At 39.6% G+C, this 18,862-nt stretch carries 20 protein-coding genes; 9 read left to right on the forward strand and 11 right to left on the reverse strand.

Annotated elements, in window-relative coordinates:
* Positions 1–34 precede the first annotated feature (34 nt).
* The 9 genes from BUA96_RS08835 (at position 35) to miaA (ending at position 7,875) form a co-directional block, all read left to right on the forward strand.
* On the forward strand, positions 35–865 hold the full coding sequence (locus BUA96_RS08835; RefSeq protein WP_072982349.1) for an SAM hydrolase/SAM-dependent halogenase family protein: 831 nt from the start codon (positions 35–37) through the stop codon (positions 863–865).
* Positions 866–1,003: 138 nt separating this feature from the next.
* The gene (locus BUA96_RS08840) at positions 1,004–1,891 is read left to right on the forward strand and encodes a 3-hydroxyacyl-CoA dehydrogenase family protein (RefSeq protein ID WP_072982351.1); all 888 of its coding nucleotides are present in this window, start codon (positions 1,004–1,006) and stop codon (positions 1,889–1,891) included.
* Positions 1,892–1,954: 63 nt separating this feature from the next.
* The gene (locus BUA96_RS08845; protein ID WP_128755671.1) at positions 1,955–2,365 is read left to right on the forward strand and encodes a hypothetical protein; all 411 of its coding nucleotides are present in this window, start codon (positions 1,955–1,957) and stop codon (positions 2,363–2,365) included.
* A gap of 39 nt (positions 2,366–2,404) precedes the next feature.
* On the forward strand, positions 2,405–3,637 hold the full coding sequence (locus BUA96_RS08850; protein WP_072982354.1) for a DUF1015 domain-containing protein: 1,233 nt from the start codon (positions 2,405–2,407) through the stop codon (positions 3,635–3,637).
* A gap of 57 nt (positions 3,638–3,694) precedes the next feature.
* The gene (locus BUA96_RS08855) at positions 3,695–4,354 is read left to right on the forward strand and encodes a YggS family pyridoxal phosphate-dependent enzyme (RefSeq protein ID WP_072982356.1); all 660 of its coding nucleotides are present in this window, start codon (positions 3,695–3,697) and stop codon (positions 4,352–4,354) included.
* A 32-nt stretch (positions 4,355–4,386) separates the two neighbouring features.
* The gene (locus tag BUA96_RS08860) at positions 4,387–5,763 is read left to right on the forward strand and encodes an exonuclease domain-containing protein (RefSeq protein ID WP_072982358.1); all 1,377 of its coding nucleotides are present in this window, start codon (positions 4,387–4,389) and stop codon (positions 5,761–5,763) included.
* 3 nt (positions 5,764–5,766) lie between these two features.
* Positions 5,767–6,132 (forward strand): hypothetical protein, encoded by a 366-nt coding sequence (locus tag BUA96_RS08865; RefSeq protein ID WP_072982359.1) that lies wholly within the window; start codon positions 5,767–5,769, stop codon positions 6,130–6,132.
* The gene (locus BUA96_RS08870) at positions 6,129–6,974 is read left to right on the forward strand and encodes an ion transporter (RefSeq protein WP_072982360.1); all 846 of its coding nucleotides are present in this window, start codon (positions 6,129–6,131) and stop codon (positions 6,972–6,974) included. Before BUA96_RS08865 ends, BUA96_RS08870 begins: the two co-directional genes overlap by 4 nt.
* The gene (gene miaA / locus BUA96_RS08875; protein ID WP_072982361.1) at positions 6,967–7,875 is read left to right on the forward strand and encodes a tRNA (adenosine(37)-N6)-dimethylallyltransferase MiaA; all 909 of its coding nucleotides are present in this window, start codon (positions 6,967–6,969) and stop codon (positions 7,873–7,875) included. Before BUA96_RS08870 ends, miaA begins: the two co-directional genes overlap by 8 nt.
* A 27-nt stretch (positions 7,876–7,902) precedes the next feature.
* Here the strand turns inward: miaA and BUA96_RS08880 are convergent, their stop codons facing one another.
* From BUA96_RS08880 to BUA96_RS08930, 11 genes are all read right to left on the reverse strand, one after another.
* Entirely contained in the window at positions 7,903–8,619 is a 717-nt protein-coding gene (locus BUA96_RS08880) for a response regulator transcription factor (protein WP_009780011.1), read from the reverse strand.
* Positions 8,620–8,623: 4 nt separating this feature from the next.
* On the reverse strand, positions 8,624–10,195 hold the full coding sequence (locus tag BUA96_RS08885; protein WP_072982362.1) for a sensor histidine kinase: 1,572 nt from the start codon (positions 10,193–10,195) through the stop codon (positions 8,624–8,626).
* Positions 10,196–10,260: 65 nt separating this feature from the next.
* Positions 10,261–10,854: a dephospho-CoA kinase gene (coaE, locus tag BUA96_RS08890; protein ID WP_072982363.1), complete on the reverse strand. Its 594-nt coding sequence runs from the start codon at positions 10,852–10,854 to the stop codon at positions 10,261–10,263.
* 1 nt (position 10,855) lies between these two features.
* Positions 10,856–11,800 carry a CdaR family protein gene (locus BUA96_RS08895; RefSeq protein ID WP_072982364.1) on the reverse strand — a complete coding sequence of 315 codons (945 nt, stop codon included), beginning with the start codon at positions 11,798–11,800 and terminating at the stop codon, positions 10,856–10,858.
* Positions 11,801–11,821: 21 nt separating this feature from the next.
* Positions 11,822–12,820 (reverse strand): glycosyltransferase family 2 protein, encoded by a 999-nt coding sequence (locus BUA96_RS08900; protein WP_072982365.1) that lies wholly within the window; start codon positions 12,818–12,820, stop codon positions 11,822–11,824.
* A 97-nt stretch (positions 12,821–12,917) separates the two neighbouring features.
* Positions 12,918–13,742, reverse strand: a complete 825-nt coding sequence (locus BUA96_RS08905) for an enoyl-ACP reductase FabI (protein WP_072982366.1) — start codon at positions 13,740–13,742, stop codon at positions 12,918–12,920.
* A gap of 36 nt (positions 13,743–13,778) precedes the next feature.
* Positions 13,779–15,434 (reverse strand): DNA repair protein RecN, encoded by a 1,656-nt coding sequence (recN, locus tag BUA96_RS08910; RefSeq protein ID WP_072982367.1) that lies wholly within the window; start codon positions 15,432–15,434, stop codon positions 13,779–13,781.
* A 184-nt stretch (positions 15,435–15,618) separates the two neighbouring features.
* Positions 15,619–16,509, reverse strand: a complete 891-nt coding sequence (gene porD / locus BUA96_RS08915; RefSeq protein ID WP_072982368.1) for a type IX secretion system protein PorD — start codon at positions 16,507–16,509, stop codon at positions 15,619–15,621.
* Entirely contained in the window at positions 16,502–17,713 is a 1,212-nt protein-coding gene (gene coaBC, locus BUA96_RS08920; protein WP_072982369.1) for a bifunctional phosphopantothenoylcysteine decarboxylase/phosphopantothenate--cysteine ligase CoaBC, read from the reverse strand. Before coaBC ends, porD begins: the two co-directional genes overlap by 8 nt.
* A 3-nt stretch (positions 17,714–17,716) precedes the next feature.
* On the reverse strand, positions 17,717–18,040 hold the full coding sequence (locus BUA96_RS08925) for a DNA-directed RNA polymerase subunit omega (RefSeq protein ID WP_072982370.1): 324 nt from the start codon (positions 18,038–18,040) through the stop codon (positions 17,717–17,719).
* A gap of 18 nt (positions 18,041–18,058) precedes the next feature.
* On the reverse strand, positions 18,059–18,850 hold the full coding sequence (locus BUA96_RS08930) for an outer membrane protein assembly factor BamD (protein WP_072982867.1): 792 nt from the start codon (positions 18,848–18,850) through the stop codon (positions 18,059–18,061).
* Positions 18,851–18,862: the final 12 nt, after the last annotated feature.

Genomic DNA, 18,862 nt, shown 5'->3' on the forward strand with positions numbered 1-18,862 from the left:
ACTATCCTCCCTAAAAATATCAACAATACCACCTATGCCTATACTCACATTAACCACAGATTTCGGCTTAAAAGATCATTTTGCCGGCGCGGTTAAAGGGGCTATTTATAGCGAAATGGCTGATGCCAGAATTGTTGATATCTCGCACAACGTCTCGCCTTTTCATATCACCGAAGCGGCGTACATCATTCAGAACGCTTATAAAAACTTTCCACCCGGTACCATACATATCATCGGTATCGATTCTGAGCAAAATCCCGAGAATAAGCATATTGCAGTAAAGCTTGAAGGCCAGTATTTTATTTGTGCTAACAACGGGATTATGTCTATGATCACCAAGACGATCAATCCTGAAGAAGTCGTTGAGATCAACATTCACGATCGTATTAAAACTAATTTTACCGAGCTGGATGTTTTTGTTCAGGTAGCGTGTCATATCGCCCGTGGAGGTACGCTGGGTGTGATTGGTAAACCCATCAAAGAGATCAAAGAAATCACCGGGATTATGCCGGTGATCAACAGCGACCAAAAAGGCATTATAGGGAATGTGATCTATGTTGATAACTACGGAAATGTGATCACCAACATCACCAAAAGACTTTTTGAAGATGTTGGCAAAGGCCGCAAGTTTACCATTCAGGCACGGCGTGCGATGTTTAAAAAGATCCACCAGCATTATAGCGATGCGATCAATTTTGAGATCGAAAAAAGTAAACGGGAAGAAGATGGTAAAAAGATCGCCTTGTTCAATTCGTCAGGTTATCTTGAACTCGCGATTTACAAGAGCAATCCAAGTACGGTGGGCAGTGCCTCTACCCTATTTGGTCTGGATTATCGCGATGCCGTTAGTATTACTTTTGAATAAAAGACACGCTCAGCTTCAATTATAAAATTCGTAAATTTACGAGGGTTACGATGCTAAGTATCGCAACCTTTTTAAGTATTTTATTATAAATCAAAGAATTCCATAAGAATAACGGAATTCTCTCAATACAACGAATTCATGAAAAATATTGCAGTTATTGGTGCGGGGACTATGGGTAATGGCATTGCACATACGTTTGCGCAACACGGTTTTAAAGTAAGCCTTATTGATATTTCTGAAACGGCGCTGAAAAACGGAATCGCCAACGTTACCAAAAATCTGGATCGTCAGGTGGCTAAAGAAGTGCTTACCGAAGCGCAAAAAAACGAAACCCTGCTCAATATTGCTTTGCTTACCGATCTTAAAGAAGGTGTTGCCAAAGCTGATCTGGTCGTTGAGGCTGCCAGCGAGAATCTCAATATTAAACTGGATATATTTAAAAAGCTTGAAGAGCTGTGCAAGCCCAATACCATTTTGGCAAGTAACACGAGTTCGATTTCCATCACACAGATCGCTGCTGCCACCAAACGCGCTGATAAAGTGATCGGGATGCATTTTATGAATCCGGTGCCGGTGATGAAACTCGTGGAGATCATCAGCGGGTACAATACTTCGCCGGAAACTTTAGCGACTGTGACCAAACTCGCCGAACAGTTGGGTAAAACTCCTGTTCCTGTTAATGATTATCCCGGCTTTGTAGCCAACCGTATTTTGATGCCAATGCTTAACGAAGCCATTGAAACCTTATACAATGGTGTTGCCGGTGTGCAAGAGATCGATACCGTGATGAAATTAGGAATGGCGCATCCTATGGGCCCCTTGCAGTTGGCAGATTTTATTGGTCTGGATGTGTGTTTGTCTATTCTTGAGGTAATGTATGACGGCTTTAAGAATCCGAAGTATGCGCCGTGTCCGCTACTCGTGAATATGGTACGAGCCGGAAAACTCGGCGTTAAATCAGGTGAAGGTTTTTATGATTACAGTGAAAGCAGAAAAGCAGAAACGGTATCCGCTCAATTTCAATAATTTGTGGTAAAGTCTAAAATTGCCTGGCTGGGCGTGTTCTGTTTTGTAACCATTATTTATTTAATGGCAGTCTGTATATTGGTTTTAATTGAGCAATTTCAAACATTAAGCACCTTCAGTCTTTATACTATGTTTGGTTTGTTTTTTTTCTGTTTGCTTTTTCTTCTAACGGAATTCAGAAAACGTGCAGATGTATTTATTCTGTCTAAGAATCAAATTGAAAAGCGCTCGTTTTTCGGCATTGGTTATGCGCAACATTTCGACTTAAAAGAATTAGATGGCTTTACTGAAATGGAAAACTATTCTAAAAAGTATATACATCTAATCAAAAACGGAAAACGCGTGGCTTGTTGTTGCAACTTTCATATGCGCAATTATGACGAAGTGAAGAAGGCTTTAGGGGACAACTTGGTCTTTTTAGGAGAAGAGCATTATTCTATAAAAGCCGAAGCTGTGTATTTACTAAAATTATAAAGAACTTTGAGCTGAAGATTTTCAGCAAAATACATTTAAATGCCAAAGATCATTCCTTTTAGAGCCGTACGCCCTACCCGAGACAAAGTGAGTTTAATCGCCTCGCGCTCCTATGACACGTACACCAAAGCCGAGCGTAAAGCCCGTTTAGACAACAATCCGTATTCTTTTTTGCACATTGTAAATCCCGGGTATAAATACCATAAAGAATTGAGCGGTCAAGAGCGCTTTCAACTCGTGCGCAACCGGTATCTGGAGTTTAAGGAAGAAGGTATTTTTATCAAAGAAGAACAACCTGTGTTTTATGTGTATAAGATCGTGAATCGGGACGCTGAAAGTTTTATCGGGATCATTGGCGCTGCTAGTGTTGCTGATTATAAGAACAATCAAATTAAGCGACACGAAAACACGATTAAAGCGCGTGAAGAAGTCTTTAAAGAATATCTGAAAACAACAGGATTTAATGCCGAAGCGGTGCTACTCACCCACCCTGATTATATTCCGTTGAACGCTATTTTTGAAGAAGTAATGCGTGCCCGGGCAGAGTACGAATTCACCACAACCTACCGTGATACGCACTATCTGTGGCCGGTAACCCAGGAACATCTCATAGAAAAAATAAAGACGATTTATGCTGATATGCCCGAACTATACATTGCAGACGGACATCATAGGTCGAGTTCGTCTGCACTCTTAGCAGACGACTTGAATGGTTCGGATTTAGCGGGTGATGCGCACAACTATTTTATGACGTATATCATTCCCGAGTCGCATTTGCGCATCCACGCGTTTAGCAGGATGATCACCGATCTCTGCGGAATGGATAAAGATAGGTTCCTGATCAAATTGGATTCGATCTTTAAAATTGAAAATCGTGGCGATGAATATATTCAGCCTTCAAAAGTGCATCACTTTAGTATGTATCTCGACGGTGACTTTTACACTTTAGAATTGCGCAAACACTATCGAAATTTTAAAGATGCTTTAGAAGGTTTAGATGCTCAGATACTTTACGATCTGGTACTTAACCCTATTTTAAAAATACAAGACCCGCGACAAGATGCACGTTTAGCTTATGGAAAAGGCAAAAATGATATGCTTGGCGCCAAAGAAAAAGTAGATCGTGATAAATATGCTGTCGCTTTTGGCTTGTTTCCGGCTACGGTACAACAAATCAAAGACATATCTGATGAAGGACTTACTATGCCTCCTAAATCTACATTTATTCAGCCTAAACTGCGCAGCGGAGTGACGATTTATGAGTTTCTCTAGCTAGCATAGCCCGTTACAAATATGTACCTTTACGTCATTGTGAAAGCACAGTGATTTATGGCTGATATAACGCAGAACTTAAAACAATTCAAATCTGAATTACCGAAAGAAGTCACCCTCGTAGCGGTTTCTAAAACCAAACCTAACGAGGATCTACAAGAAGCTTACGATGCCGGTCAACGTATTTTTGGTGAGAACAAAATACAGGAAATGACCGACAAGTGGGAAGCGCTTCCTAAAGATATTCAATGGCACATGATAGGTCACGTACAGACCAATAAGGTTAAGTATATGGCGCCCTACGTCAACTTGATTCACAGTGCAGACCGACTCAAACTCTTTAAAGAGATCAATAAAGAAGCGAAAAAAAATGAACGCGTTATTGATGTATTACTTCAAGTAAAAATCGCCGAAGAGGATAGTAAGTTTGGGATGCCGCCTGAAGAAGCCAAAGCGTTTTTAGAAGAAAATAAGGCTGCCCAGTATCCTAATGTAAACATTGTAGGACTGATGGGAATGGCCTCATTTGTTGACGATGAAGTGCAGATTAAGCGTGAATTTGCCCAACTTGAGAAAATTTACAATACCTTTAAAGAGCAGTATGCTTTTAGCGTGCTTTCTATGGGAATGAGCGGTGACTACAAACTTGCTCTTGAACATGGCAGCACTATGGTACGTGTGGGAAGCGCGATCTTTGGTGCCCGCAACTACAACTAAACACTAATTATAAAACTAGCGCTACACGGCCTATGTATGCAATTCTCGATCTAGAAACTACCGGAGGAAAATACAATGAAGAAGGAGTTACCGAGGTTGCTATCTACAAATTCGACGGTCATAAAGTAGTTGATCAATTTATCAGTTTGGTAAATCCTGAGCGGCCTATACAAGCTTTTGTGGTAGGACTTACAGGTATAAATAACGCGATGTTGCGCAATGCCCCAAAGTTTTATGAGGTGGCCAAACGCATCATCGAGATCACTCAGGATTGTATCATTGTAGCGCATAATGCACAGTTTGATTACCGCATTTTACAATTAGAGTTTGACCGACTGGGATATGATTATCAGCGCAAAAGTTTATGTACGGTAGAACTCGCTCAAGAATTGCTTCCGGGGCAAGAGAGTTACAGTTTAGGTAAACTAGTAAGAAATTTAGGCATCCCGATCACCGATCGGCATCGGGCTAATGGTGATGCTTTAGCTACGGTAAAGTTGTTCAAATTACTGCTAGCAAAAGACAGCAAAAAGACCATTATACAAGAAGCGATCAAACTGAATCCCAAAAAGCAAATAGATACAAAGCTTCGGGATATAATTGCAGACCTGCCCAGCAGCACCGGCGTGTATTATATGCATAACGCAAATGGCTCGGTTATTTATATCGGCAAGAGCCGCAACATCAAAAAGCGGGTGAATCAGCATTTCACAAGCGATAACCGCAAGTCTAAAAAGATTCAAGAGGAAGTTGAGGCCGTTAGCTACGAGGAGACCGGCAGCGAACTTGTCGCGCTACTTAAGGAGAATGAGGAGATCAAGAGCATAAAACCTAAACACAACCGGGCGCTTCGACGTACAAAATTTAAAAGTCAATTGGTTCATTTCAGGGATGAAGCCGGGTATATAAATCTTCGGTTGGAAAAAGCAGACCCGAGAAAAGAACACATTACGACTTTTGCCACTAGTCATTCTGCAAAGCAATATTTAGAAAAAATGCTTGTGGAATATAACTTGTGCCAAAGCAAAATGGGGCTTCATACAACCGACAGCAATTGCTTTAACTATACCATTAAAGCTTGCGACGGTGCCTGCGTGGGAGAAGAATCGGCAGCAGATTATAATGCCAGAGTTACTGAGTTTATCAGCAAGCATAGTTTTGAAAATAAGAATTTTTTGATCATTGATCGCGGGCGTTCTGTTGATGAGCGCAGCGTGGTTTTAATTGAAGAAGGAAAATTTAAAGGCTATGGTTTTTATAACTTGAACTTTCAGATCAATAACTTAGATATTTTAGAGCGCATCATCACACCGATGCAGGATAACCGCGATGCCAGACATTTAATTCAAAGTTATTTGCGTACGCGAAAAGTGATCAAAATTATGGAACTGACTGAACTAGAAAATTAAGATATGATTAAAAGCCTACTATTGTTTTCGGTAATTCTTCTTTTCGGGAGTTGCTCTGTTCAAGACAACGACCTGGATTATCATACCGATACGCAGCAAATAAAGCTTATTTGTCAAGTTTCAGTTTCCACTGAAAAAACCGACCCTTTATATGCGTTGCTTCTTGAGGGTAAATACTATAAAATAGATGATTTTTTTAAAGATATTCCTATTTCAGCCCTAGCGAAAGTATCAATTTTAAAAGGGAAAAAAGCTACTGCAAAATATGGTGCTAGTGCTTCTTACGGCGCTATTGAACTAGAATATAAACCAGCATTCAGAAAGCAACTCTTGGCTAAAAATCTTGAAGAATTAACTGTAACTCTTTGACACAACCCCAAAAACATACCTGGAAAACACGACTACATGAAGTGATCTATGAAGCAGATACTCCTGCCGGAAAGACCTTTGATGTAGTGCTGCTCATTCTCATTTTTGTGAGTATCATTCTGGTCATGCTAGAAAGTGTTGCTCCTATGCAGGCCCAATACGGTGATTATTTCTATTTAGGCGAATGGATCATTACTATCTTCTTTACGATCGAATATATTCTACGCGTGATTTCCATCAAAAAGCCTTCCTCCTACATTTTTAGCTTTTATGGTTTGATCGATTTGATTTCTACGATCCCGTTGTATTTATCGTTTTTTATTGTGGGTACAAATGCCTTGCTTACGATTCGGGCACTGCGCTTGCTACGTGTGTTCAGAATTTTAAAAGTTACCCGATACATTGGGGAAGGCAATAAACTTGCGCGTGCTTTGCGAGACAGCAGACCTAAAATTCTGGTATTCCTTTTTGCGGTAATGATCCTTTCGATCATTGCGGGCACCTTGATGTATATCGTAGAAGGGCCAGAACACGGTTTTAAAAGCATTCCGGTAAGTATTTACTGGTGTATTGTGACCCTGACAACCGTTGGTTTTGGTGATATTGCCCCGGTGACTGCTTTAGGGCAGTTTATTGCTACCGTCATTATGGTGGTGGGTTACGGAATTATCGCTGTACCAACAGGCATCGTAAGCGCCGAGATGGCCAAAGGCGAACGCAAAGAACCTGAACCTCAAAAATTGCATATGAACACTCAGGTTTGTCACCATTGCGGCGCGAGAAAACATCAAGATTCGGCTAAATATTGTCATAACTGCGGAAACAGTTTGCATTATGAATAAACTACTTATTGCTGTGGTAGGGCCTACTGCTATTGGTAAAACAGCCTTAGGAATAAAGCTTGCTAATCATTTTAATACGGAAATCATTTCGGCAGATTCCAGGCAGTTTTTTAAAGAAATGTACATAGGTACAGCTGTACCTGATGAAGACGAACTAGCGGCAGCCAAACACCATTTTATTCAGCATATTTCGGTTGAAGAAGAATATAATGTGGGGCTTTTTGAACAGGAAGCGCTTGCGAAGATCGAAGCGCTTTTTACAGAACACGATGTGGTAATTATGGTAGGCGGCTCAGGACTTTATGTAGATGCTGTGATCAATGGTTTAGACAAATTTCCTGATGTTGATCCAGAAATTCGAAATACACTTACCCAACGTTTAGAATCTGAAGGTATTGAAAGCCTACAAGACCAACTTCAAATTTTAGACCCTAACCATTATCAAAGAATTGATCTACACAATAAGCAACGCCTTATTCGGGCGCTAGAAATTTGTTTGGGTACAGGAAAACCATATTCCTCATTTTTAGCAAGAAATACTGTTCAACGACCTTTTAACACCTTAAAAATCGGTCTTAATGCAGGGCGTCAGCTTATTTATGACCGCATCAACAAGCGTGTAGATGTGATGATTGAAAAAGGCTTGATTGAGGAAGCTAAAGGCTTATATGCTAAGCGCGAACTGAATGCTTTACAAACGGTGGGATACCGGGAATTGTTCGGCTATTTTGCAGAAGAATTTGACTTAGATACTGCCATTGAAGAAATTAAAAAGAATACCAGAAGATTTGCTAAACGCCAACTGACCTGGTACCGTAAAGATGAGACGATTGTCTGGTTTGACTACAAAACACCTTTTGAAGAAATCGTACAAAGGATAAAAGAAAAAGTGCCTCTTTAGCAGAGGCACTTTCTTTACCACTAGTATTTATTTTTCTTCTTCGGTTTTTACAACCAAACGGAAACCTTCTCCGTGAATGTTAAGTATTTCTACCGTATCATCTCGTTTAAGATATTTACGCAGTTTAGCGATGTACACATCCATACTACGAGAAGTAAAATAGTTATCATCTCGCCATATTTTAGTAAGTGCCAATTCACGTGGCATCAAATCATTTTCATGTAAGGCTAAAAGACGTAATAATTCGTTTTCTTTGGGAGAAAGTTTATTAGGCTCTTCGTCTTTATAGGTTAAAAAGCGCAGTTTAGAATTCAGAAAGAAATTTCCGATCTGAAATTCAAATTGCTTACTATCTGCAACAGAATCTGTAGCCTTGCGCAGCATAATCGCTTTGATCTTCATAAGCAATACTTCACTGTCAAATGGCTTGTTCAAATAGTCATCTGCACCTACTTTGTACCCTTTAAGTACATCTTCTTTCATTGCTTTTGCGGTTAAGAAAATAATAGGCACATCCTCGTTTTTCTCACGTATTTCTTTCGCTAAGGTAAAGCCATCTTTATACGGCATCATTACGTCAAGAATACAAAGATCAAAGTCGTCTTTTTTAAACTTCTCAAAACCTTCCATACCATTTTTGGCATGCGTTACGTCATAATCATTCATTGAAAGATAGTCTTTCAACACCGTCCCGAAGTTTGGATCGTCTTCTACGAGTAGGATTTTTTTGTTTTCAGTTTCCATATGTTTAAGATATTAGTGGTAATTTAATTATGAATGTACTGCCTTTGCCCTTATCGCTTTGTACCCAGATCTCACCTGCGTGATCCTCCACGATACGTTTTGCATAAGCCAGACCAAGGCCGTGTCCTTTTACATTATGAATATCGCCGGTATGCTCGCGATAAAACTTGTCAAATATTTTTTTCTGAACTTGTTTAGTCATTCCATCACCCTGATCTTTAATTTTAATCAGGATAAACGTTTTTAAGTTCTCTGTATATACATCAATCTTGGGGACATCTGTAGAATACTTAACCGCATTATCTAAGATATTCACCAGCACATTTGTAAAGTGCGACTCGTTTGCCAACACTGAAGTTTTCACTGCGCCAAGATGCGTATTGATATATCCTTGACGGTCTTCTACGATCAACTCAATATGCGTAATCGCATCCTCGATGATATCGTGAAGATTTAAGCGTTCCTTCTTAATATCAAGCTCATTTTTCTCAAGCTTAGAGATGCGCAATACATTTTCTACCTGCGCGTGCATTCGCTTATTTTCTTCTCTGATCATACCCATATAGCGTGTTAAGGCCTCAGGGTTACTGCTGATTTTTGGGTTTTTAATAGCGTCTAGAGCAAGGTTGATCGTTGCAATAGGCGTTTTAAACTCGTGCGTCATATTGTTGATGAAATCAGTCTTGATTTCTGAAATCTGACGTTGCTTTACCAATTGCTGCAAGGCACTACTGTAAGCGATGACAATAATCAACGTAAACAGAATACTCAAACCTCCCATTCCTATTACAGAAGAAACAACAAATTTCTTCTCTCCGGGAAAATTAGCAACCAATTGGTAATCGCTATTTCCTTCCACATCGGTGAAGAGTGGTACGCTGAAGTTTTGCTCTGGAGATTGCAAATCAAAATCCTTTGAGCGCACGCTGGTGACTAAATTGTTACTGTATACCGCATATTCAAAATTGGTATCCATATCGCGCTCTGCCAATTCCATCGTTAATAAACGCTGCAAATCTGCTTCTTCGACACGTTTATGAATAGGGATTTTACGCGTGATATACATCACCGCTTGCTCGATATTGTAACGTTCAATCTCGCTAAGATCAGACATTCTGGTCAGCACCGTGGTACGATCAACTTCAGAACGATCAAGGTCATTTTTATCAATGATCTGCGTGTACTGTCGCTGCAAGTAGCGTTTAAATTTGATGCTGTCTACCTCATAATCTAAAACTGGCGCACTTAGCTTATAATCTTGCTCAACAATGCTGTTTCTAAAAATATACGATTCGTTAGATAGCGAGTCATCTTGTTTGTAGATCAGATCATACAAACTCACATCGTCAGGCACACCTAGACTATCGCGCATACGCAGTACAGGATTATACCAGGTATTCACCTCTTTCATTTGTATATCCCGAGCAACTTCTTTGAGTACTTGTTTTGCACTAAAAGCAAATTGACCGCGTTTTGCTTCAATACTATTTGAGATCCAGTAACCCTGTACAAATATGATGCCTATAAGAGACAAGCTCATCAGCACAACGAGGAGTACAAATAGATTTTTATTCATAGCCCAAATGTATGATTTTAACATTTAGGACTTTGGTGGTTTAACCAAATGTTAACAAGAATAAGCTATGTGTTTACGCGGTCTCCCAAGAGTTGAAGATGTATTTTTCTAGCTTGTTTTTTCGATTCTTCGAGGTCCATGTTCTCGATCAAAAAGTCTGCCAAAGGAATCTTTTTAGCATCTGGCCACTGCTTATTTATGCGGTCCTTGATTGCCGCTATTGAGGTTTCATCTCTTTTTAAAACACGTTGAATACGCACTTCTTCCGGAGCAGTTATGAGGATTATGGCATCGCAGGATTGCGCAGTACCATTTTCAAAAAGAATTGCAGCTTCTTTAAGCACATAAGGTGCGTGTTGCACTTCTTTCCATTGTTTAAAATGTTCTCCTACCGCAGGATGAACAATTTTATTGAGTTGCTCGAGCAAATGCTCATCTTTAAAAACCAATGCTGAAATAAATTTCCTATTCAGTTTCTGACCTTGATAAGCTTCAGCACCAAAGAGTGATATGATTTTTTCCTTGAGTGCTTCGGTGTGCATTAAGGCTTTGGCTTCGGCATCAGCATAATACACTGGAATATTAAATTCAGAATTAAAAAAAGAGGCAATGGTACTTTTGCCACTTCCTATTCCACCGGTTATTCCAACTGTTTTCATTTTATTTTACTAATAAATATTGCACCGTGCTTTCGCTCAATCGAATGTCGCGCACATAAACAGGAGCTTCTTTTACTTCAGGTGTCAACGAAGTTGAAGAATCATCTACCTGATCAAAATCTACCACCACCTTAAAGTCAGATGACTTAACCAGTTCGTAGTTACTCAGATTCACATTAAAAATCACATTTATACGCTTCGGAAACACTTTTGCCGTAACATTAGCCGGAACATTAATTAACTGAAGAGGAACAGAAACACTACCTTCAGTAAACTTATCAACCGAAAGCGAGTACAGCACTTTTTTAGGCTGAATTTCTACCATTGGAATGTTTGATGCAAAACGCAGGTTTAAACTATCTGCTACCGAATTGCGCACTTCTTCAAAACGCACCGCATCAGTGTACACACGCGTAATGGTATCAACCTCAGACTGCGGCCCACGAATAGTGACCGTGTCGGGTTTAATTTTAAAACCTTCAAGACTACCGTATCCTGCCGCAAAATCCACTTGATAATCAGGAATCACAGCAACTTGCTTTTCATAATTTCGATCCAAATCAAAAAATACGGTATCGGGCTGAAACGCTGTTATATCGCTTCCGGTCAAACTGCCTTGTAACGCATCGTCTTCCGGATTAAAAACATAAAAAGCTTTGCCTTTTGCTTTCTGAAGTTGAGAAAGATCTATAGGAAATTGCTGTGAGAAAAATCGGTATTTGAAGTAGTCATAACCACTTGCTTTGCCCGTCACTTTGACCTCATTTGCAGAGGCCGATTTAAGAATCTGATCCTCACTTAAGTTTTGAAAAGTCAGCGGCACTTTTACCGAAAAACTAAAGTTTCGGTTGAGTTTGATCATCACAGAAATCGTAGCCACTACCAATAAAATGGTAAGAAAAACCCTTAGGTTAGAATTTTTATTTTTCTTCTTTTTATCTGACATCGCAAGGCTTTTGATTCAAAATTACTCAAAAAATAAATGGGGATATTCTGCACGCGGGTCCTTTTTAAACCAACCGATTTTTATCTTCGATACTAAAAAAGCTTTTCCGTAGCCGGTAAACTGAACCATAACGGCCCACACGCTCAGTAGCCCGATCAAAATACTTTTATTGACAATTGAAGCGTGAATCGCAATGGCTGCAAAATAGAATGCATACATCAATATAGGCAATCCGATATCAGCTAATGCAAAAAGGATTGCAACGACTAAACCCAGCACAAAAAAACTGGGAAACCAAAAAGTCACTCGTGCTGATTCTGGATGCCACCGCGTTAAAATGGGTCTCACGGTGCCAAACTTTTTTACCTGCGTATAAAACTTAGACCAAGAAATACGGCGTTTGTGATACACATAAGCATCGGAAAGCAATTGAGATTCAAAACCTAACTTCCACAATCTAAGGGTGAGGTCAGGATCTTCACCAGGGTGAATGGTACCAAAACCTTGAGAGGCTTCAAAAGCTTTTTTTGAAATGCCCATATTAAAACTACGCGGTTCAAATTTTTTAGACGCTTCCTTTCTGCCTCTAATTCCACCGGTGGTAAGCAATGAAGTCATCGCATAATTAATCGCTTTTTGCAGGGTAGTAAAATCGCGATGCGCAGCATCTGGTCCACCAAAAAAATCAGTAAATTTTGCTTTTAATCCGGTTTCAACAGCCTTTAAATACTCTGGCGGCAACACACAATCACTATCTAAGATTAAAAAATAATTACCTTGTGCACGTTGCATACCATAGTTTCTCGACGCCCCAGGACCGGAATTCTCTTTAAAAAAATAACTGCAATTGAGTTCAGGAAATTGCTTAACAATGGCTTCTGAAGTTTCGGTGGAACCATCTTCAACTATAACAATCTCATAAGGTTTGTTATATTCCTGATGTTTCAAACTTTCAAGAAGTTCGTAAACTTCTTGCGATCTGTTATAAACAGGTACAATAATTGAAAAATGTACATTCATCTGAATCAATTAAAACTTCAAAGCTCAATTCCCTTTTAAAAAAAATGCCCGAAGTCAAAGACTTACGGACATCTTAATTTCTTACTTAGTTAAGCTATTATTGCTCTTCTTTTTCAACAAAAGCTTCCATAACAGCGTCACTAACTCCCATATTACTAAATCCACCGTCGTGGAATAAGTTCTGAAGCGTAACTTTTTTAGTCAAGTCTGAAAATAAACTTACCGTATAGTCTGCACAATCCTGAGCGGTTGCATTACCTAACGGACTCATTTTATCTGCATAAGCGATGAAACCATCAAATCCTTTAACCCCTTGACCGGCAGTAGTAGGTGTTGGTGATTGAGAAATGGTATTTACACGCACTTTTTTATCTCTTCCGAAGAAATATCCAAAACTACGCGCTATGCTTTCTAAATATGCTTTATTATCTGCCATATCATTATAGTCAGGAAAAACACGCTGAGCTGCCATATACGTCAAGGCTACAATGCTCCCCCACTCATTCATCGCATCTTTTTGATAAAGCACCTGCATGGTTTTATGAAAAGACATCGCGCTTACATCTGTACCTTTTTGCGTCCAGTCATATTTTTGATCTGTATAGTGACGGCCTTTACGCACGTTGATAGACATCCCGATACTATGCAGTACAAAATCAATTTTCCCACCTAATTCTTCAACAGCTCCTGCTATTAAATTTTCAAGATCTTCAACTGATGTTGCATCAGCAGGAATAATTTTTGAACCTGTTTTTTCAGCAAGTTTATTAATGCTTCCCATACGCATTGCAATTGGCGCATTGGTCAAAACAAAGGTTCCTCCTTCTTCGTGAACGCGCTCTGCAGTTTTCCAGGCGATTGAATTTTCATCAAGTGCTCCAAAGATGATACCTCGTTTTCCTTTTAATAAATTATAGGACATAATAGTTGTTTAATTTAAGTGGTCAAATATACTGTTTTATTCATTGAGAAGTTGTCTCGCGTGATCAAAAGCTGCATCAGAAGAAGCCTTGCCGCCTAACATTTCGGCCAACTCAGCGATGCGCTCTTCTTTGGGAAGCACTCGTATTCCTGTGGTGGTTTTTTGCGCGACATCTTCTTTATACACTTTAAAGTGTTGTGCTCCTTTACCTGCAATTTGTGGCAAATGCGTAATGCTTATCAGCTGCATACGGTTGCCCATAGCTTGCATAATATGCCCCATTTTTAAAGCGACTTCACCGCTCACCCCTGTATCGATCTCATCAAAAATAAGCGTAGGCAATTGTGCATAATCACTTAAAACCGATTTTATAGCCAGCATGATACGTGACAATTCTCCCCCGGAAGCTGCCTTTTTCAATTCTTGAGCACGCATTCCTTTATTGGCTGTAAATAAAAAGTGAAGTACATCTTTACCGTTGTCTAAAAATGTAGTACTGGACTCCAGACTTACTTCAAAACGCGCGTTGGGCATCCCCAAATTGCTTAGGATAGCCTCTAGTTTTGAAGTTAAAGGTTTAATGGCTTTGGACCGCTCTTTAGACAGTTTCCCCGCCAGTATGTCCAACTGCTTTTGCGCATCGGCGATCTCTAGTTTTAATCGCGCAATAGACTCATCTAAATTATTTAGTGATTGCACTTCATCATCTAAACCATCGCGTATAGCTATCAAAGCATCTACAGAATCTACCTGATGCTTTTTCTGAAGATCAAAAAGTAATTTAAGTCTGTTCTCTAGTCGGGTTAGCTCTTCGGGATCGCCTTCTGTTTCAGAAGCTAAGTCATTTATCGCTTCGGAAATATCATCCAGTTCGATGGTCACGGCGTCTAATCGCTCGCTCAGTTCATTAAGTTTTGGACCAAAACCAGAAAGTTTAGATAGGCGTAATTTCGCTGAAAGCAACATCTCATTAACCCCAACTTCTTCCCTGCTCAGAATTTGATAAGCTTCGGCTAAACCTTCGGTGATTTGCTCCACATTATTCAACGCATCGTGTGCGCTTTCATGCTGCTCCTGTTCGCCGGGCTTCAAATTGGCAGCGAGCAATTCTTCTAATAAAAAGTTTTTATACTCTTCTTCTTTCTGCGCCTCGTCCTTCTGCTTAATCAGTTTTTTAAGCTGATTTTCTTTTCCTCTAAAGTCTTTATAAAGTTGTGTATAGGATTGAAGCGTTGCAGTATTTTCAGCAAAAGCATCCAACACCTGAAATTGAAAATCTACATCGGTAACTTCTAAAGTCTGATGTTGACTATGAATATCAACCAAACGCGCTCCTAAAGCGGATAATTGACTTAGTGTTACGGGCGTATCATTTACAAAAGCACGACTTTTTCCGCTAGCCAGAATTTCACGTCTTATGATGGTTTGCGACTCATAATCAAGATCCTCTGCTATAAAAAGGCTTTGAAGTTGGTAATTATGAATATCAAAAGTTGCCTCAATAACGCATTTCTCATCAGGATTACCAATACTACTGATGTCTGCGCGTTTGCCTAAAATCAAGCCTAAAGCCCCTAAAAGTATAGACTTCCCGGCGCCGGTTTCCCCGGTGATTACCGTAAATCCATCATTGAAATTTAGACTTACCGCTTCGATCAAAGCGTAATTTTTAATCTGTAAATGGGTTAGCAACTAAAGCAATTTTTTAAGGTTTAATGCACACTTGTCACCATTGTATGATCTGCTGTGCTAGGACAAATATAAAAAGAGTTTAATCGAAAATCTAGCTTAAACGTATTGAGAGTTTTGCTCTTTCATAATGATTTCTTCACATCAAGAAAAAACCAACTTACCATACTGAATAGTTGCGTGTTACCTACAATTTAATTTGTTGCCAGAACGTAGATTTGGTAGGTGCCACTTTGTTGAGCACAGAAATAAGATTGCTTACATTAACCTGAGGACCGCTCGAAAACATTTTTGAAACCTCTTCTGCTTTCGTATCAAAAAATACCCGGGTTAAAAAGTTATTTGGACGGCTGGCATACATTTGATTAAACAGTTCTAAGGTTGCTGCGATACCCTGCTTTGCCTCACGCGGATTGTCTGCCATATAATCCAAACCATTGCGATGGTATGCATACATAATATCAGAAAACGTTCTAAAGTTAGGAGAAAGCAAATCGTTATTTAATCTAAAGCGCGTTTGCGTCCCGCTTTGTGGTGACCAGCCTTCGGTAACTTGTTGTTGTGCAGTGTTTACTATTCGAGTCGCCTCTTGAAAATAAGGCTCACCTCCGTTGAGTTGGTACGAAGCAGCATCAAGACCAATAATAGTATACGCATAAAATGCCAACACCGAGATCAAATTAGAGTCAAACACATTAGGATTGTAATTCAAAGGCTGAAATTCGGTATATCTAAAATTGAATTGCTTGTCATTAAAATTTAAAATTGGAGTCGTATACGTGCTGTTGAATACGGGTCTCGAAGACTGCACTTGAAGTGAAGCTGTAAAATAATCAGAATCAATATTTGAAACGATAATGACTAAGCTACAATCTATTTTCTCCTGTTGCTTGACATTTAGATCAGTCCAGGTTGTATTGTTCATAAACTCCGTCAACTCCGTTTTTAATGTTCTAAAAACCTGACGGTTGCTTTGCCCCGTTTGTTCTGCATTAATAACCACCGAACAATTAAGCTCCTGCCCTTGCACGGCAACAGCTAAAAGGCAAGCGCAAAATACAACGAGTGATCTAATCATGAAGTAATTGTTGTATGAGTTCAAATACATCTTGAGCGACCTCTGCTTTAGGTTTCAATTCCTGCGGAAGCACTGCTCCATACTTTGTGATGAAAGTTACTTTATTTGTTTCGGTTTTAAAACCTGCGCCTTTATCATTTAAGGAATTCAGCACGATCAAATCCAGATTTTTACGCTGCAATTTTCCCTGAGCATTAGCCACTTCATTTTCCGTCTCCAAAGCAAAACCTACTAACAGCTGCTTCTTTTTTTCAGCGCCTATGTACGCGAGAATATCTGCTGTAGGCTCCAGATCAATTTTTAAAGCAGCTTCTTTCTTTTTAATTTTTTGGTCTGCCACTAGAGCAGGCCTATAATCGGCAACCGCAGCAGATGCAATAGCAATATCAACGGTTTTGTAGTGCTTCTTTACTTCTTCAAACATCTCTGCTGCTGAAGTAACGTTGATTCGGTTGATTAAATTGTGTTTAAGCTGTAAATGCGTAGGACCCGAAATTAAGGTAACCTGAGCACCCAAATTGGCTGCGGCTTCGGCGAGTGCATACCCCATTTTCCCACTACTATGATTCCCTATAAAACGCACAGGATCTATAGCCTCATATGTGGGGCCGGCTGTGATCAACACTTTTTTATCTTTTAGCGGAAGGCGGCTAAGTATGTCGGCCTCTATAAATGCCACGATATCTTCAGGTTCTGCCATTCTGCCTTGACCTTCAAGACCACTTGCCAACTCCCCGCTTGTAGCCGGGATCATTATATTTCCAAAAGATTGCAGCTTCTCAAAGGAGTTGTGCGTACTGGGATGCTTGTACATATCCAGATCCATCGCCGGCGCAAAATAGACCGGACATTTTGCTGAAAGATAAGTCGCCAATAATAAATTATCTGAAGTACCCGAAGCCATTTTAGAAAGCGTATTTGCTGTGGCTGGAGCAATAACAAAGAAATCGGCCCAAAGGCCGAGTTCTACGTGATTATTCCATACGGCATTCTCATTTTCCTCTTGGGTAAATGTAGAAAGCACTTCGTTTTTTGAAAGGGTAGAAAGGGTTAATGGAGTAACAAACTCCTTAGCCTCAGGCGTCATAACCACACGCACTTCTGCGCCGGCTTTGATAAAGCCCCTAACCAAAAAAGCCGCTTTATAAGCAGCTATCCCGGCGGTTACTCCAAGTAAAACCTTTTTACCGCTTAATATTGACATGAACTACTCTTTTGTAGTCGTATCGCGGAAGTAAATTTTATCTTCTAACCATTCTTGAACGGCCATAGCGTGAGGCTTAGGTAAACGCTCATAGAATTTAGAAACTTCAATTTGTTCTTTATTTTCAAAGATCTCCTCTAGACTGTCGCTATACGTAGCAAACTCGTCTAATTTCTCTAAAAGCTCTCTTTTGATCTCTGTATTGATCTGAGTCGCACGCTTAGCGATGATAGAAATCGCTTCATAGATGTTTCCGGTAGGAGCATCGATCTCACTTCGGTTGTGAGTGATAGTATTTACAGGTGCATCTAGATTTTTAACATCCATAATATTCGCTTTAATTAATTAGGAATAATTTTCTAAAATTTGGTCAATATCTGCTTTTATAGCATCTGCCTCAGTGCGATATTCTCCTTCAGGAAAATAACGTATTAAGGTCTCATACATTTCAATCGCTTCTTCTAATCTTGGCTTTACAAGTACATTAATACTTTTTGAACCATACTGATACTGCGAATCTAATTTATAGAAAAACGCAGCTTCGCGAAAAGGAGAACCGGGATAATCTGATAAAAAGTCATCAAATGAAGCAATTGCAGCAGGATACTCCATAATCTTGTGCCATCCTTTTGCTACTTCATAAGACTTTTTCTGAAGCTTTACGCTTAAATCTTTGATACGCTCGTTAGCATCAGCAGCATATTCTGAATCTGGATATGCGGTGATGAACTGCTGTAAATAGTCAAGTCCTTTTTCTGTTTCAGATTGATCTAGCTGATAATTAGGCGAAAGCTCTGCATAACTTACAGCCGCTTTGTACTGCGCTTCTTCAGCCTTATCTGAATCAGGATACGCCGAAACAAAACGGTCAAATTGATAACCGGCCAGATAATAATCTTCTACTTGAAAATGAGCATCAGCATATAAGTACATCACACGTTCTGCCTGTGGCTTACCGCGATATGCAGGCACAATTTGCTCCCACAGTTTTAATGATTTACGGTATTTACCTACATCATAAAGTGAATCTGCAAATGCATATTTAAGCCCCATATCCTCAGATTTCAGGGCTTCTTGATATTCACTGCAAGATGCAAGTGTGATTACTGCTAATACGACTAAAATTGTTTTCTTCATTAAGCTTAAAAA

The sequence above is a fragment of the Leeuwenhoekiella palythoae genome (assembly GCF_900130045.1).
GTDB classification, from domain to species: domain Bacteria; phylum Bacteroidota; class Bacteroidia; order Flavobacteriales; family Flavobacteriaceae; genus Leeuwenhoekiella; species Leeuwenhoekiella palythoae.

Bases quoted from the DNA above. Each gene is read 5' to 3' on its own strand.
- BUA96_RS08835 (WP_072982349.1), top strand. From the start codon at position 35: ATGCCTATACTCACATTAACCACAGATTTCGGCTTAAAAGATCATTTT.
- BUA96_RS08840 (WP_072982351.1), top strand. From the start codon at position 1,004: ATGAAAAATATTGCAGTTATTGGTGCGGGGACTATGGGTAATGGCATT.
- BUA96_RS08845 (WP_128755671.1), top strand. From the start codon at position 1,955: ATGGCAGTCTGTATATTGGTTTTAATTGAGCAATTTCAAACATTAAGC.
- BUA96_RS08850 (WP_072982354.1), top strand. From the start codon at position 2,405: ATGCCAAAGATCATTCCTTTTAGAGCCGTACGCCCTACCCGAGACAAA.
- BUA96_RS08855 (WP_072982356.1), top strand. From the start codon at position 3,695: ATGGCTGATATAACGCAGAACTTAAAACAATTCAAATCTGAATTACCG.
- BUA96_RS08860 (WP_072982358.1), top strand. From the start codon at position 4,387: ATGTATGCAATTCTCGATCTAGAAACTACCGGAGGAAAATACAATGAA.
- BUA96_RS08865 (WP_072982359.1), top strand. From the start codon at position 5,767: ATGATTAAAAGCCTACTATTGTTTTCGGTAATTCTTCTTTTCGGGAGT.
- miaA (WP_072982361.1), top strand. From the start codon at position 6,967: ATGAATAAACTACTTATTGCTGTGGTAGGGCCTACTGCTATTGGTAAA.
- BUA96_RS08880 (WP_009780011.1), bottom strand. From the start codon at position 8,619: ATGGAAACTGAAAACAAAAAAATCCTACTCGTAGAAGACGATCCAAAC.
- BUA96_RS08885 (WP_072982362.1), bottom strand. From the start codon at position 10,195: ATGAATAAAAATCTATTTGTACTCCTCGTTGTGCTGATGAGCTTGTCT.
- coaE (WP_072982363.1), bottom strand. From the start codon at position 10,854: ATGAAAACAGTTGGAATAACCGGTGGAATAGGAAGTGGCAAAAGTACC.
- BUA96_RS08895 (WP_072982364.1), bottom strand. From the start codon at position 11,800: ATGTCAGATAAAAAGAAGAAAAATAAAAATTCTAACCTAAGGGTTTTT.
- BUA96_RS08900 (WP_072982365.1), bottom strand. From the start codon at position 12,820: ATGAATGTACATTTTTCAATTATTGTACCTGTTTATAACAGATCGCAA.
- BUA96_RS08905 (WP_072982366.1), bottom strand. From the start codon at position 13,742: ATGTCCTATAATTTATTAAAAGGAAAACGAGGTATCATCTTTGGAGCA.
- porD (WP_072982368.1), bottom strand. From the start codon at position 16,509: ATGATTAGATCACTCGTTGTATTTTGCGCTTGCCTTTTAGCTGTTGCC.
- coaBC (WP_072982369.1), bottom strand. From the start codon at position 17,713: ATGTCAATATTAAGCGGTAAAAAGGTTTTACTTGGAGTAACCGCCGGG.
- BUA96_RS08925 (WP_072982370.1), bottom strand. From the start codon at position 18,040: ATGGATGTTAAAAATCTAGATGCACCTGTAAATACTATCACTCACAAC.
- BUA96_RS08930 (WP_072982867.1), bottom strand. From the start codon at position 18,850: ATGAAGAAAACAATTTTAGTCGTATTAGCAGTAATCACACTTGCATCT.